13 protein-coding genes are annotated in these 15,759 nt (G+C 32.0%); all 13 read right to left on the bottom strand.

Going from position 1 to position 15,759, the window contains the following annotated elements; genetic code table 11:
• Positions 1-27: 27 nt before the first annotated feature.
• The 13 genes from E0E45_RS09885 to E0E45_RS09945 all read right to left on the bottom strand — a co-directional run bounded on the left by E0E45_RS09885 (position 28) and on the right by E0E45_RS09945 (position 15,759).
• The gene (locus E0E45_RS09885; protein WP_130891010.1) at positions 28-5,739 is read right to left on the bottom strand and encodes an autotransporter outer membrane beta-barrel domain-containing protein; all 5,712 of its coding nucleotides are present in this window, start codon (positions 5,737-5,739) and stop codon (positions 28-30) included.
• Between the two features lie 26 nt (positions 5,740-5,765).
• On the bottom strand, positions 5,766-10,193 hold the full coding sequence (locus E0E45_RS09890) for an autotransporter-associated N-terminal domain-containing protein (protein ID WP_130891011.1): 4,428 nt from the start codon (positions 10,191-10,193) through the stop codon (positions 5,766-5,768).
• Positions 10,194-10,206: 13 nt separating this feature from the next.
• Positions 10,207-10,773 (bottom strand): hypothetical protein, encoded by a 567-nt coding sequence (locus tag E0E45_RS09895; protein WP_130891012.1) that lies wholly within the window; start codon positions 10,771-10,773, stop codon positions 10,207-10,209.
• 217 nt (positions 10,774-10,990) lie between these two features.
• Positions 10,991-11,257 (bottom strand): adhesion protein FadA, encoded by a 267-nt coding sequence (locus E0E45_RS09900; protein WP_232044095.1) that lies wholly within the window; start codon positions 11,255-11,257, stop codon positions 10,991-10,993.
• A gap of 87 nt (positions 11,258-11,344) precedes the next feature.
• On the bottom strand, positions 11,345-11,599 hold the full coding sequence (locus E0E45_RS09905; protein ID WP_232044096.1) for an adhesion protein FadA: 255 nt from the start codon (positions 11,597-11,599) through the stop codon (positions 11,345-11,347).
• A gap of 436 nt (positions 11,600-12,035) precedes the next feature.
• Entirely contained in the window at positions 12,036-12,170 is a 135-nt protein-coding gene (locus E0E45_RS18045) for a hypothetical protein (protein ID WP_269472037.1), read from the bottom strand.
• 523 nt (positions 12,171-12,693) lie between these two features.
• The gene (locus E0E45_RS17870) at positions 12,694-12,843 is read right to left on the bottom strand and encodes a hypothetical protein (RefSeq protein ID WP_232044097.1); all 150 of its coding nucleotides are present in this window, start codon (positions 12,841-12,843) and stop codon (positions 12,694-12,696) included.
• Between the two features lie 59 nt (positions 12,844-12,902).
• Entirely contained in the window at positions 12,903-13,085 is a 183-nt protein-coding gene (locus tag E0E45_RS09920; protein WP_130891013.1) for a hypothetical protein, read from the bottom strand.
• A gap of 23 nt (positions 13,086-13,108) precedes the next feature.
• Entirely contained in the window at positions 13,109-13,408 is a 300-nt protein-coding gene (locus tag E0E45_RS09925) for an HU family DNA-binding protein (protein ID WP_130891014.1), read from the bottom strand.
• Positions 13,408-13,740 (bottom strand): HU family DNA-binding protein, encoded by a 333-nt coding sequence (locus E0E45_RS09930; protein ID WP_130891015.1) that lies wholly within the window; start codon positions 13,738-13,740, stop codon positions 13,408-13,410. The genes E0E45_RS09925 and E0E45_RS09930 overlap by 1 nt, the downstream gene beginning before the upstream one ends.
• A gap of 462 nt (positions 13,741-14,202) precedes the next feature.
• Positions 14,203-14,520, bottom strand: a complete 318-nt coding sequence (locus E0E45_RS09935) for a hypothetical protein (RefSeq protein ID WP_130890437.1) — start codon at positions 14,518-14,520, stop codon at positions 14,203-14,205.
• 114 nt (positions 14,521-14,634) lie between these two features.
• On the bottom strand, positions 14,635-14,874 hold the full coding sequence (locus tag E0E45_RS09940) for a helix-turn-helix domain-containing protein (protein ID WP_130891016.1): 240 nt from the start codon (positions 14,872-14,874) through the stop codon (positions 14,635-14,637).
• A gap of 78 nt (positions 14,875-14,952) precedes the next feature.
• The gene (locus E0E45_RS09945; protein ID WP_130891017.1) at positions 14,953-15,759 is read right to left on the bottom strand and encodes an ATP-binding protein; all 807 of its coding nucleotides are present in this window, start codon (positions 15,757-15,759) and stop codon (positions 14,953-14,955) included.

Here is a 15,759-nt window from a genome sequence, read left to right on the forward strand (position 1 = left end):
TTCAATGATCTCATACTATTTTAATTACTAGAATTTGTAATTGAATCTTACTCCATATTTTACTGATGAATCTTCTCTGTTTCCTTCATCTGCTGCCTCTACTTCAAATGTTACTCCCATATAGTTGGCTTTCTCCACTGTCAGTCCTACTTTTCCTATCAGTTTTCCTTCTCTTTCATCTGGAGTAATCAAGCTGTAATATCCTTCTCCTCCATTTTTAAGTCTTGCTTTGTTTCCATCATAGTTATCTCCAAGTTCATATGCATATTTTACATCTGCTGTTACTTTTACTGATATATCATTTCCTGCATAGATTCTTTGGGATGCTTTCACTCCTGCTCCCAGTTGTGCGCTTAAGTAGTCATCATCTTTAATCTGTACTTCAAGTCCGCCATTGCTTCCTGCGCTTTCTGTAAAACCATCTACTTTTCCATACTCTAAATCTAAATCTGCATATATATCCAATTCCCTTGATAAATCTGTATAGATTACTTTTGTAAGTCTGTTATCAAGTGCTACAGAATAAGTATTGTACTCTCCCTTATTTTCAAATGTTTCATGAAGGTTAAGCTTTCTCTTAGCTATATGTCTGTTGTATCCTAGTTCTATTCTTGACAGCCATGATACTTTATGTTCCTCACTTAGATTTTTAACTCTATGTACTCCTGCTCTCAATGAATATACATCCTCTTTTGATCCACCATCGTCAAAGTCAAACTTTGATCCTGCAAATCCTATTGTATATCCATATTTGCTTCCATACTCTGTTCCTTCTTTCTCTTTCATATATAGAAGTCCCATTACCTTGTAATCATATTCATCTATTCCTAATGTAGAATCTTTGTAGTTTCCATCAGCATAGATTACACTATACTTACTGCTGTCTTTAGTTAGATTGTATGATGATTCAAGCTCATAGAAAGAGTTATCAAATGCTCTGTTGATATCCTGCATTCTTCCTTGGATAGTTGAATAGATATCTCCTCTTGTTTCCCCTAGCATTTTCCCTGCTTCTTTTTTATAATCCTCTTCTGATAATCCTGATAAATAATGGTTAAGACCTTTTAAAATATCTTTATCCTCCGAATTTCCATTTCCCATTAATATATTATCTAATCCTTTATCCAAATTATCAAACTGATTTCCAATAGTAATATCAGCATATGGTCTTTTAACTATTATTAAATCTCCATCTCTATCTATATCTGCTACCCATAATGGTGAGAGATTTGGAGATACTTTTCCTCCAGAAAGAGCTCCATCAACTGTGTTTAAAAACCCTTCTATTTTATATGTATATCCATTTCCAGTTAGTGCAAAATTAGGAAGTATATTTACTTCTCCTGTTACACTGTCTGCTTCAAATACTGGTTTTCCTGTTATATCTACAAATACTCCATTTAGATCCAGAGTTCCATCAACAGTTATTGTTCCACCAAGAGCGTGAAGCTTATCATTTATTGTAACATTTCCATTTTTATCTATTTGAATACTTCCAGTTGATATAACAGTTCCATCAGATATCAAATCACCAGTTCCACCAGGAAGTATATAGATGTTACCATGGTTTACTATTTGTCCATCTCCAAAAATTCCAGTTCCATTTAATATACTTATTGTACCTTTATTTTCTAGCATAGCTCCTGTAGCAACGTACATTCCTATACCCTCTGTTACATTGATAACTCCTGAGGTATTATTTACTATTGTTGAGCCTGAGTATCCAGCCATTCCTATACTCTCTCCTGCAGTATTAATAGTTCCACCTAAATTAATAGTTCCATTATTTTCTGCTATTGCACCACCTTTAACTATAACCCCTATTCCACCATTATCAACATTTATTATTCCAGATGCTTGATTTATAAATAAATTTCCTTTTTCAGCACTATAAACTCCCACTGAAAGAGTTTCATTTACATTTATTATTCCAGTGTTAGAAACTGTAGTTCCTCCACTCATAAATATTCCAACCGAATTTATGTTGTCACCTGTTGTTCCTGGATTACCATCTGGTCCAAAACTTGTTTTACCAACAGTTATAACTCCTGAATTGTGAATTGTATTTGTTCCGTTTGAATAGATACCAATCGCTGATTCTTCTAAACTTATATTAGCATTATTTGTTATTGTTCCTGATGTTTCTGTCGCATATATTCCGTATCCTTTTTTATCTACTGTAAATGTTCCTGCTCCAACTGTTATATCTCCAGAACCACCTATTTTATAGATTCCTATAGAAGAATTTCCTATTGCTATATCTCCATTAGAAGCTATATCTCCATCTCCTTTTGAAACAATTCCAAAACTTGTGTTTATTCCAATAGTAAATCCACCTGATATATTAATATCTATGTTCTCTCCAAAAATTCCAATAGCGCTATTGTCTCCAACAGTATGAGTTCCATTAATTACATCTATTTTAGCATTTCCTGTTTTTTTAGAAGCATAAATTCCAAGTCCATTATTTCCTACAGATATATTTCCATTAACAAAAACATCTCTTCTTGCCTCTTCTGAATAAATTCCAATACTATTATCATCTATGTTGATACCACTAGTAGATATTCCTCCATTTTCTGCATAAACTCCTATCGAAGATAGAGATTTATCTTCACTATAGCTAGAATTTGAAACATTTAATAGCCCAGTTGTTACAACTCCACCTTTTGAGTGAACTCCAATATTTTTTGCACCACTTACTGTTATATTCCCTATTGTCAAACTATTATTTGCTGAAGACTCTATAATAATTCCAACACTGTTAGAGGTATTTGTTAAATTAAGAGCCCCTGTTGTTCCAGAAGTATTCTTTAGTAGACTTCCTATTGTATATGCACCTGTTTGAATTATTCCATATAGATTAACTGATGATGCTATGTCTTTATAATACACTCCAAGCGATTGATTATCTTTATCTCTACCTGCTTGAACATTAATATTTCCTATACCTAATCCACCGATATTAGTACTATCTAGGTAAAGACCTGTTCCACCATTAGAAACAGTTGCATCTGTTATATTTCCTGTAATGCTTCCACCTTTAATGGATATTCCTATTTTATTATTTGCTCCTATTGATCCTGACACATTTGTGAGTGTAGAGCCTACACTGTATAGCGCTGTACCACCAGCTCCAACAGTTATCTTATTCAAGTCAATATTTGATACAATTGCATTATCATAAGCATAGACACCTATCCCTTTTACTCCTGCAATTATATTCCCCATATTAACAAAATCCATATTTGATTTCTTCGCCATTACTCCTATTGCACTTTTATCAGCACTTGAATCTCCTACACTTATGTTAGTTCCTGTTGGTGCAATTTGAGCTTGTCCATCACCTACCATCACTCCTACACTTTCATTACCCAATGATATATTTCCTAGTGATATATTTCCTAGTGATATATTATTAAGAATTACTCCTATGTTCTTTGAAGATGTTGATGTTATTCCATCTAATATTACATCTCCCACATTTTTCTCAGCATAAACTGCTACTCCGTTTGCTCCTGTCATATCTATAGTAGTAGATGTAATATCCTTTCCACTATCCTCTATAAATATTCCTACTCCATCTGTTCCAACCTCTATATATCCTTTGTTTTCTACTTTGGCAATATCTGTATACATTCCTATTGAAGAGTCATCTCCATTTTTACCAGATACATAAAGCTTTCCATTAGTATCGTTAGTTATTGTTATATTTCCAGTTGGCGATGTGCTAGCTTTTATAGCTGCAATACCTATTCCATCTGATTGAACTGTTATTGTTCCTCTATTTCTTATATATTTATCTACTGTGGTAGCATTACTATATTTTCCTAAAAGTCCAGTTGCTCTAGCTCCAACAGTAAAGTTTGCTTCAGATATGATATCTCCATCTGTTGTTCCTACAAGAGAACCAGAACCAGTAATTGCCACATTAGCTCCTAGATTAAGAGTCCCTCCAGCATTGTGTATTGCAGTTCCATCATTTAAGTTAAATGTTGTAGTTGTAGTTTGTCCAATATAAGCAGTTGCTCCACTAGCTATGTATACTCCTATACCAGTAGTTCCATTCACATTGAATGTTGTCATTCCAGTAGTTAGTGTGTTCCCAGTATTCACATATATTCCTTGACCATTTGTTGTTGTTATAGTACCGTTGTAAGTAAGAGTCTTTGCTCCTGAACCACTAGTAATGCTATTATCTAAACATATTCCAATACCATCTTGTGCGTCTATATTTACATTAGATAATGTATAGTTTCCTGCGGCTTTAAGATAAACTCCTGTTGATGTTGATGTTGATGTTTTTTGTCCAGTTGTAATAGTTAGTCCACTAATAGTTGTAGTATCATCAACAAGATATAATCCAATAGCTCCTGTTCCTGCTTTTATCACTCCAGAAACCCTACCACCTTTAGCAACAACACTTGTTGCACCAGTAGAAGTAGAAGTGTCAACAGTAAAATCTATTATAGAGCTATTTCCATACACACCAACTCCACCTAAGGCTATATTTAAAGTACCAGTATCAGCAACAGCACCTGTTACTGTATCTTTTAGGTAGATTCCTACTCCATTTGTTTCTGTTGTTGATGTCCCTCTTGTAGTTATAGTTCCAGCTGTTCCATCAAAACTTGCATTTGCTCCTTCTAGATAAACTCCTGTTCCTGTTGTTACATCTATATCTCCTGTATTCTTTCCAGAACTTGTTCCTGTTCCTTCTATATACATCCCAAGATTAGCTCCTGCTTCTATTATAGCTTTATTTTCAATTGAAGCTGTAGCTCCTGCATCAGCTTGAGCCACCATTCCTGTTACTGACCCTGTTGCAGGAGTTGCACCACTTATATCAACAGTTCCTATATTTATTCCTGTTCCATCTCCAACAAATATTCCTATATCATCTATTCCTGACATAGCTATGTTGCCAGCTGAAGTTAGAGTTGACCCTTCTCCTACATATGAAGCTATATTCTTATTTGTTCCGACACTTGATATTATCTTAGCATTATTTGTAAGAGCTATTCCATCAGCTGCATATATTCCTATACTCTTATTTCCTTTAAGGGAGATTTCAGAGCTGTTTGTTACACCTGCCGTAACTGCTCCTTTACTATAGAAAACTCCTATGTTGTTATCTGCTCCTGAGTTATTTACAGTAATTAATCCTCCATCTGCATATGCTCCACCTGTTAGATACATTCCTGTTCCTATTCCATTATCCATTTTAAGAATTATTCCAGTAGTTCCAATAGTTACTTTTCCACTGCTTCCATATACTCCTATAGCGCCTGCAGTTGCGTCTCCTTTTGCAGTTACAATTCCTGATATAGTTGATGCTCCATCAAGAAATGCTCCAGTTGTTCCTGTTCCTTCAGCCGTTAAAGATATATCTAAGGGAGCACTTCCATTAGCGTATATCCCAATCGCTCCACCTTTTACTGATATATCTCCTTTAATTGTACTATTATCTGTAATAAATACTCCAATTGTTTTTTTATTTTCATCTGGTGATACTGGAATTCCTCCTCCATCAACAGTTAAAGTTTTTTTAACAGCTATATCTATATTAGTATTTTTTGCATACAAATAGATATTTTCATTTATATTACTATTTGTAAAATCTAATGAATTTTCAAATGTTAAATCTGCTGAATTATCAACATAGATACCTATGTTCTTGCTTCCAGATAAATTTATTTTATTAGAAGTATCTATCTTAGTTGTTGCACTATTTTTCAAATAAATTCCTATCGATCCAGTTCCATTTAAATTAATATTTCCAGAATTTGGACTTTAGATATACTACCTTCTGCATACATACCTATTTGAGAATTTCCTTCTAAATTGATATTTTTTGAAATACTATTAACAATTTCAGAGTTTTTAGTGTACATTCCAATGGCATTAACCCCATTAGTTTGATGTAGAGTAATAGTTCCATCGTTTGTTCCATTTTTTCCGTCAGCTACAATTCCAATACCTTTTTTTCCTATTGTAAGAGTTCCAGATGAAGTAATATCCTTATTTTTTGCATAAATTGCTGTACCCTCTTCCAAATCCGAAATATCTATTGCTATTGAAATAGTTGAAGTTGAAGTTGAATCTCCATTATAATAAATTCCTATCTGACCAGTTGATGTTACAGTTGCATCTAATGTAATTGAAGAAGCAGTAATTTTTGAAGTTTCATCAAGCATTACTCCTATTCCGTCAGTGGCAAGTGTTAAAGTTCCTATATCTGTTACAGTACTAGCTTCTACTGCATATATACCTACTCCATCACTTCCAACAGCTATCTTTCCTTGATTTGAAATTGTAGCTTTTTTTCCATATATTCCTATTGCAGTTTCTTTATCCGTAGAATTTCCTACCTCTATTTTTCCAGTAGTTGTATTAGTTATTTTTGTTAGTGTAGATGAGGCAGTGCTATTATTGTTATCTGCATAGATACCAATACTTCCATTACCATCAAGAGTTATTTTAGCAGTATTGATAATATCTACACTTCCTTGCCCAGCAGCCCCAGGTCCATATTCTGCTCCCACTACTCCACTGTTATCTTCTTTATATGCCCTTCCTAAAATACCTATTGAAGCAACTCCACCTACTTCAATAGTTCCATCATTTGTAACTTTACTTCCATTTACTGCGTAAACTCCTACTGCTCCAGCATTTGCAGCGTTTGTTGTCTCTTTTTCAACTTTTATTGAACTTGTCCCATCTATTGTTACTTGTCCATAGTTTATAAAAGTTCCTATCGCTCCTGCTCCTGACTCAGTTCTGTCAGCAACAATAGTTGAATTTATTAAATGTATCCCTGCTTCAGCATTAGTAGTGGCTAATTTACTTGAATTCATCTCTAAACCAGCTACCTGATCATTATATTTTGAAGCCTGCATATTATTAAGAACTGCAGAAATTGTGCTTCCTGTTGCTGTTGCAACAAGTCTTTGCCCTAAAAATTTGTCATAGTAATATGCTCCGTTTGTTATAGCATTTGTATCTGAAGTTGTTCCACCTTTGTCAAGATTTCCTATTGCGATTTTTCCACCATCAACTGCTGCTAATTTAAAATTAGAAGCTTTCGAATTAAGTTCATCAATAATGCCAATTGTTCCCCCTACTATTATCTCTATACTACCTTTCAAAAAATCTGTACTTAAATTATCAGTAGGTTTTAAATTTTGAATATTAAATACTATAACATCATCAGAATTAACTCTAATTTTTGTACCATTATTTAGGGTTATTGGAGAAGTTGCTTGATTTCTATCTATCTTGTAGGCTACAGCTTTTCCATCTAATATTAAAGTAGAACCACTTATATCTATGGTCCCTACTCCATCTGAAAAAATTGCATATCCATTACCTTTATACTCTATTGTAGCACCTTTTGCATCAATATTAGAGCCTATTCCAAAAGATGCTATAGCAGAAGCTCCATCTTCAACTTTAATATTTTTATCATCTCCAACTATATTTATTTTTCCACCAGCCTTAGCTAGAAGACCAAATCCACTAATATTTTGCCCTGACTTTACTTTACCAGTTACATTAATATTTGCTTCACCAGTTACCGTCACTTCTGCTTTAGCATTAGAATAAATAGCCCCAGTATTTGCGTTTCCACTATTTTTAATAGTTGCATTTAATTTACCTATCACTATTTTTGCATCTTTATCTCCTATAGCAGCAAATGAATCCATTGCTCCAGCTTCTGTAATTTCTATTTTATCCACGGTTAATTTTTGGCTATTAATAATTGGATCATTCGCATTGCCACTTGCTGGATTCTTTTCTGAATAAGCAGCGATATTTCCAGTTCCACCTGTAATTTCTATTTTATCTATAGTAGTCCCTCTTCCTTGACGTGTATAAACTCCATATCCTTTATCTCCACCTGTAATTGATATAGTTCCATTATATGCAACTTCCCCATATGATACAACTCCTAATCCTATATTTCCAGTTCCACCAGATATATTTATCCCGTTTCCATCTGGGTTTAATTCAATCTTTCCTGAAAGAGTGGGACTAGAAACTTCACTATATTCCCTAGTCAGAACTCCAAAATTTTTAGTTCCATCTGTTATATTTATTTCTACTCCATTTAAATTATATTCTTTATTTGCTGCTCTAGCAGCTAACCAAATTCCTAGATTGTTTTCCCCACCTTTTATATTAATTTTAGCTTCTGCAATTTTTTGTTTGTTTCCTCCTAAAGTGTTATGCGTTGAAAAATATAACCCAGTATTGTTTATTCCATCTTCTATCTCTACCTTTATTTTTGAATTTTCATTAACGTTCATTTCTGGTGGCATATTTATTATAACACCTACATTTCTCTGTCCATCTACTATTGTTATCGGTTTTTCTAAATCTATATATCCATTTTTCATTTCTGCCCCAGCCTGATAACCAACATTTTCTCTTCCACTTATTTTTATTACCCCATTATTATGAAAATTACTTACAATAGGTATATTCGTTGCAGCTCTACTAATAAGAATAACTGTATTTTCTTCACCATCTATTTCTATTGTTCCTGTATTTGATATAATTTCCATTTTCTCTTTTGTTCCACTCAAACCCGAGCTCGCTTGAGGCAAGGCAAATACTGAATTTAACTTACCATTCACTTTGATAGTTCCATCATTCAAAATTATAGTACCAGTATCTATATTATCTCCTTTTCTAGCAAGTTGTAAACCAACTATATTTATTCCAGTTCCGTTTACTTCTATTGCTCCAGAAAGTGCTAGAATTTGAGATTTAGTCGAAGTTATGCTAGAAGGTCTATATTTTTCAAATAACTCATTTGCTAGATTTTTCTCTTCTTCAGTTTTAGTAGATATATCATCTATTTCGGTAGCTGTTCCATATGGTAAAAAATTTATAATTGTTCTCTGCCTCAAATTAAACTTTGAATATCTATCTCGACTAGTAGCGTCAATTATAATTTTTGTATCCTTTCCTAAACTAGAATATGTAGTTCCTCCAACTCTTATTATTTCAGAGCCTGTATTATTTGCAACTGTTTGAGTTAGTTGTACTTCTTCTATTTCTCTTTTACCCACATATCCAGAATTATTTCCTTGGTCAACCACACCATCTGCGAAAGTAGCTTTGTAATTATTTATTGTAGCTTCGTATCCAGCATAAGCTCCAAAATCAATCTCTGTATAATCATTCATTACTATATCTAATTCTCCAGATTCCATTATCGGTTGTGAAATTAAAGCATTGTTAGCAAATATTTTGTTACCCTCAGTATTCCAAGACTTCAGGGTATTCCAAAAATAAGCTTTGTCATCACTGAACTGCCATTCTGGTTGTGAAGATAGTTGGTTTCCTCCTGGAGAATCAAAAGCAATTCGATCTATAGGGGCAATTATTGGAAGCTCCGTTTCTGCTATCTGATTTAGAGTAAATCCTCCTGGTAGTGTAGGGTTTCCTATATTAATATCCTTTGCAATAACAGTTGGTATAGATGAAATAGTAGGGATAGCTACTGTTCCTACTGTTCCTACTGTTCCTACTATTGACGTCTCTATTTGATCAAGTGGTATTATTGTTGGAACAGTAGGAGTGTCGATATCCAATTCAGGCATATTTATTTGGGGAGCACTTGGTATTTCACCTAAGTTTACAGAAACTTTTGGTGGATTAACTCCAACTTCTGGTTTGATTGATGGAAGTTTTATTTGAATTGGTTTTATATTTGCCCCTACATCAATTGAAATAACGTGTTTTTCATTATTAACAATAACCCCATTATATTTTTTTAAATCTACCTTAGAAATACTACTGTTAGCAACTAAAGTTTCTTTAAATTCTTTTTCTGTTACATCTTTCATTTTTCCACTATCTAAATGCTGATAGCTGAAAAAAACTTGTGTGCTGTTGAATAAAGGCTTAGAGTAAAAATCTCCCTTTCTTACAAGTTCCACAAAGTTTGAATTATATTCTTTTATTAATCTCTCATTTTCTGCTATTTTTCTCTTTATTTCTTCCCGCTCTGTTTGTATTCTGCTTAAAAGATCTCCCTTACTTTCCTGTATCTCCTCTGCTGTTATTTCTGCTCCTAATGATATTCCTCCTGTTATCATGAAAGCTATCAAAAGAGCAAGAGAATAACTCACTTTTCTTTTTAGAAATCTTTTTAGAGATTTTTCAATATCGCCTTTTCTCATATATCTTTCCCCCTTAGTTTCCTATTCTTATTTTTTGTTCCATCTTATCTAATCTACTCAAGTATTCATTAAGCTTCTCATTTTCATGTAATAGAAGTTCAATCCCACTGTTATTAGACTCAAATTCATCATATACTTCATCATATTTCTGACTTAAAAATTCTCTTTTTTCATTTGGATTTATTCCTATTGCTTCTTCTAATTTCATGATTTCTTCTTCCTCTTCCCTTAAAAATGCCATTCTGTCTTTTCCTATTTTTAGTGCTTCTTTTGCTGCTGCCATTCTTGCTTCAGGTGTATTCTCACTTCTAAATACTTTTTCCTCAAGTGTTTCATTCTGATTTCTTCTTATATCTTCAATTATTTTTTTCCCTTTTCTCTCTTCTTCCTTTGCAGCAGCAATTCTTGCTTTCTCAGCTTCTTCCTCTGCCTTCTTTGCATCTTCAATAGCTTTCTGTTTTGCCCTTTCCTCTGCCTTTATCTCTCTTCTTATCTCTTCCAAAACTTTCATTCCTTCTTTTGCACTTATTTCCTGCGCATAAAGACTTGTTCTAATATAGACAAAGAAAAATGCCTGCAATTATTTTTTTCATAAATCCTCCCTCTGTTTCTTTATTATTGATTAGTTTTTATAAAGCTTTTATAAAAATAAATAAAGGCATTAATGAAATAAGAGCACAATACCTTTTCAATACTTAATGTTTATCTTAAACTTTTAATTGGTTAAATTGAATACTTTTTTCTCTCTTCTATTTTTACCTGTTTATCTATATCGCTTACAAATACTTGGTATTGCTTTAATATTTTTTTACTTCTTCATTGTAAATACTTTTTCCTTCCATATTCATAAGCATTTGAGTTCTTTCATTACTCTTCCCTTTTAATGTCGTTAATAAATTCAAATTCTCCTGTGCTGTTTTTGCTATCATTTCTTCCTGCTTGAATCTCTCATTTTCCTTCTGCTCCAGCATCTTCAGTTCTGCCTCAAGTTGTGAGAATTTACTGTCTAATGTCATATCTGCTGCTGCTAGATTTGCTGATATTAATATTGCGCCTAATCCCAATAATATACTTTTTTTTAATTTGCATAATTCTTTCTCCTTTGATTTAAAATATTTTTTTTTATTTACTTTTATTTGTTTTTAATGCTTCTAATTGTCTAAATCTCTATTAATTATATTTTCCTGCTCTTTCATTTGCGCTTCTAAATCTTTTAAAGCTGCTTGATATTTTGATGCAAGCTCTCCATATTGCTCTTTATAGAATTTCACATCTTTCATTTGATTTAATTTTGCTACTTTTTCTGATAATTGATTGTATATTTCTCTTTGTTTAGCCAAAGTTGATTGTGCTGCTTCTGCTATCTTTTTCTCTGTATTAAATTTTTCCTGCTCTTTTTGTATCAATAGATTGTATTCCTGTTCCAAACCTTTGAAAACGCTTCAAGATTATCCACTTCTGCTCCCATCATTGATGCTGATAATACAATTGTTCCTAGTACTAATAGTTTTTCATAAATCCCTCAAAGTTTATTTTTATTAAGTTCTTCTAGTAAATTTAATTTCTCTATTATTTCTTTTCTTCTCTCTTCCCCTATATTCTTATTTCAAGTTCTTTATTCATTTTATTCAACTCTTCAAACAGTTCTTCTTTTGTCATTTTTTTAAGTCTCTTGCTTCCTCTTTCAGCTTCCTTCTTCTCTCAATCTTTTTCTTCTTTTATTCTTTCTTGTTCCTTAATTTCTCCTGCTCTTTTAGCTTCTCTTGTGCTCTTATTTTTCTTGTTCCTTTAACTTTTCTTCTTCCCTTGCTCTTTCTTGAGCTTTTAGTCTTTCCTGCTCTTTTATTTTTCTTGTTCTCTTAACTTCTCTTGTTCTTTTAATTTATTCTTTTCCATTGCCAGGTTTAGTAATCTCTGCCTATTTTGATCCATATTTTCTGCACTTGGTCTGCTGTTTTGATTTGAACATCCTATCAATATTAAAAAAGTAATAAAAAGCTAACACTTTTTTTTCATAGACATTTCCTCCATTTGCTAATTACTTTTATTTTCTTCTTCTACTTTTTCACTTTTTTATTTTTCTTCTTTTACTTCTTCTTTCATTATTTTTCATCTTTTGCTTTTTCATCTTTTTACTTCTTCTTTATTTACTTTTTCATCTTTTATGTTCCTTCTGCTTTTAAAATATCATTGAGTTTATATTTTTCAATCACAGAATTATAGTAATCTACTTGAGCTTTTGTAAATTTTTCATTTGCTAAATTCTGATACAAAAGTGGAAGTGTCTCTTCTAATGTCTTGCTGTTATATCTTTCTTTATTTTTTTCTCATAATAATCTTGTACTTCTTTATCTGTTACAGCAGTTTTGATTTCAGTTCTCTCTCTACAAAGTAATTAACCTTTAGATTTTCCTGAGCCTTTTTATACTCTCTATTTCTTCTGGTGTATATTGCGCATTATCAGCTTCTATCACTAATGCTTTATACACTAGTATTTTCGCTATTTCATCTTTATCCAGTTGTTTTCTTTATCTGTTAAAGTTATTTTTTTCTTCTTTTTCACTGAAGTATCCTTAGTTGAATCACATCCCACCATTATTATCTCAAGTATAAAAACACAAATAATTCTCTTAAATATTTTCATTGACATTTTCTATTTTTCTCCTTTTATGTGTACTTATTAATCTATCTTTCCTCTTATTTCATTCATTAGTTGTTCATTTTTTTTTCTTGATATGTCATAGTTTTTGCCTCTTTCTCTTTAGATGTTTCCATATAGGCTTTTCTTCTCTGCTCTAGTATATATCTAGGATCATCTTTATTTATATTTTGACTTGAGCAACTTACAAAAAAAATACAGCATGGTATAACTGACAAAATAAATTTCTTCATATTTCTTTCTCCTTTAATTAAAATTATTTAGACATTTCATTTATTTTCTTTATTATATTTTTAGCTATAACAAATTTTACTGTTTTAGGTGGAGTTATTGTCATTCTTTCCCTAGTCGATGGATTACTTATTACCCTCTCCTTTTTTTGTAATATTTTAAATTTTCCCTTTTTTTGTAATTTTACTTCTCCATCTTTTAATAGACCAATTTTTAAAGTTTCAAAAAAAACTTCTAAATCCATTCTAGCTTCTTTTAAATTTTTTATTTCTCCATTGTGAGAAGTTTTTTTTCTATATTCATTAATAAAACTTTTTTTATTCATTATCTTTCACATTCCTTTTCATTAAGCAGCTTTTTTAAATCATCTCCAGCAGCAAATTTTATTATTTTTTTTGAAGGTATCATTTTCTTTTCAAGTATATAACTACTTTCCCCTTTCTTTTTAAATGGAAGAACAACTCTTCTTGGATTAGTTTCTCTTAATTCAAACTTTCCAATTCCCTTAAAAATTACTTTTTTCTCTTTTAAAAGCGATTCTATAAGAGTTTCCCATATAGAATCTATTCTTCCTTTTGCTGCTTTCATTGATGAAATTTTTTCACCTTTTTCTCTATATAAATCTACATAGAGTCTTAAAAAATCTTTCTCCCTCATTTTTCATCCTCTCCATTATCATCTTTATTCCACGTTTTTCAAAGTGTTCTTCTTTATGTATAAATGCGAACACTTGCAAAAATCTTTTTGTAATTTTATATTAAAAGAACGTTTATTTTAAAGAACTTTACTTTATACCAGTTGTTTTTTTTCAAAAAAAATCTTGACATTATTCATTAAGAAAGATATTATATACTCATTAAGAATATACATTTTTTTATTAGGAATTAAGAATGTTATAGTTAATTTTGTATGTTTGAATTTTTTCTTAAAAAGGTTCGCATTTATACATAAAGAAGAACTATAAGAAAATCTCTCTTTATTTTTGTCATTCTTTTTTTATTTACTGAGTAAAATTTTTTGTAATATAAAAAAATACAGAGATTTTACTCTCTGCACTTTCTTGTTTAACTATTTTCTTGTTTCTTCCAGTTTATGTTTAAAAGCTATAATACTTCTAGACTATGCTTCTGGTGTATTATTTTTTACATAGAAGCTGTATGCTGCAAGTAAACTTCTGTACTTGTCTATTGTTCCCAGTGAAGTGTTGTAAGACTTAATTTCTTTCTCTGCGCTTTCCTGCCAGTCACTGTATGATTCATATGCTGAATTTTCTGGGAATGCTGTTCCCGCCTCCACTAATTCTCCTATATGCTCAAGTGTTGCTGTAATGTCATCTATATTTTTCAATATAGCCTTTTCTCTCTTAATTGCATTTTCCACCTTTACAATTTCCTTTTGTACCACTGTTAAAATTACTTGATTTTCTTCTGATGCCATTTTGTTACCTCCTATGTTTTTTTGTTGTTTCCATAGGTATATGATACTCTGGATGACAGCAATTAAACAGTGACGAATTGTTACAATTTGTTACAAATTGTGAAGCTCTCAAAATTATTCCATCAAAAAAATCAAGCTCCTTGTATAAATTAAAATTTTATTTCCAATTCTTCTATTGAGAACTTCTCCTCCTTCCACTTTGTCATAAATAGTATTTTTATGTCTTTTAAAATACTTGGCTGCTTCCTCTATTGTTGCCCATTCTCCAAGTTGCTCCACCATTTTTTCCACCAGTAGTTTATCAAAATTTGAAAGACTTCCTAATTTTTGACACATATAATCTTCTCTAGTCATTTTGCACCTCTCCTTTTAGGTTTATATCCCTTTGTTTTTCTTTTGTATACTCTCTTCCCATTTTTCCTCTTGAATTTTTTAAGATATAAATTCTGCAAATCTCTTCTGGGTCATTCCCCTTCTGCTCTTCCCTGTTACTTCTACTGGAAAACACATATCTATTATTCTGTCTCTTATCCTGTTCTGCCCTTGTGTAGAGAATTTCTCGCTTAACTCGCATTTTCCCTCATCTGCGCTGAAATTCAAATTTGTTGAAATTATAAGGGGCTTCTCGCTTCTGTATCTCCCATCAATGAGATTATATATCTTTTCAGCCCTCCATCCTGTCTGATTTCTATCCAGTCCTTTTTCACTGCCGAAATCATCAATAATCATCAAGTCGCATTTCTCTGTCTGCTCCAAAACTACTTTCTCAGCTTCTCCCCACTCCATAGTCAGTTTGTTAAAATACAGTCCTAGATTAATTACCAATACAGTCTTCCCTCTTTCCATGAGGTAATTAGCTATACAAGCACTTGCAAATGTCTTTCCTGTTCCTACTCCTCCATACAGGAGCATTCCTTCTTTTTTGTCCTTGCTAATAAAGCTCTCTGCATATCTTTTTGACAGCTGCATATAATCACTTTTCATATCAGCGCTTTCAAATCTGCTTCTTGCGAATTTTTCATCCATCACAGAAATATACTTACACTTTTTCATCTTGTTTTTCATACATTCCTGCATCCTCTTCCTTTCCAATTCCTCCAGTTCCTTTGCTTTATTTTCTTCCAAACAATTACAGGCTGGTATATATTCCAGATTCTTTTTAAAAATCTCTGGAAGAGACCCCATATACTTGTATGGATTTTTCATATACTCTTTCCCACAAAATTGACATTTTATCAT

Source organism: Fusobacterium ulcerans ATCC 49185, assembly GCF_900683735.1.
Taxonomy (GTDB): Bacteria; Fusobacteriota; Fusobacteriia; order Fusobacteriales; family Fusobacteriaceae; genus Fusobacterium_A; species Fusobacterium_A ulcerans_A.

What these genes read in the sequence shown, in the direction of transcription:
- E0E45_RS09890 (WP_130891011.1), bottom strand. Translation starts at nt 10,193, where the DNA reads ATGAGAAAAGGCGATATTGAAAAATCTCTAAAAAGATTTCTAAAAAGA.
- E0E45_RS17870 (WP_232044097.1), bottom strand. Translation starts at nt 12,843, where the DNA reads ATGTCAATGAAAATATTTAAGAGAATTATTTGTGTTTTTATACTTGAG.
- E0E45_RS09920 (WP_130891013.1), bottom strand. Translation starts at nt 13,085, where the DNA reads ATGAAGAAATTTATTTTGTCAGTTATACCATGCTGTATTTTTTTTGTA.
- E0E45_RS09925 (WP_130891014.1), bottom strand. Translation starts at nt 13,408, where the DNA reads ATGAATAAAAAAAGTTTTATTAATGAATATAGAAAAAAAACTTCTCAC.
- E0E45_RS09930 (WP_130891015.1), bottom strand. Translation starts at nt 13,740, where the DNA reads ATGAGGGAGAAAGATTTTTTAAGACTCTATGTAGATTTATATAGAGAA.
- E0E45_RS09935 (WP_130890437.1), bottom strand. Translation starts at nt 14,520, where the DNA reads ATGGCATCAGAAGAAAATCAAGTAATTTTAACAGTGGTACAAAAGGAA.
- E0E45_RS09940 (WP_130891016.1), bottom strand. Translation starts at nt 14,874, where the DNA reads ATGACTAGAGAAGATTATATGTGTCAAAAATTAGGAAGTCTTTCAAAT.
- E0E45_RS09945 (WP_130891017.1), bottom strand. Translation starts at nt 15,759, where the DNA reads ATGATAAAATGTCAATTTTGTGGGAAAGAGTATATGAAAAATCCATAC.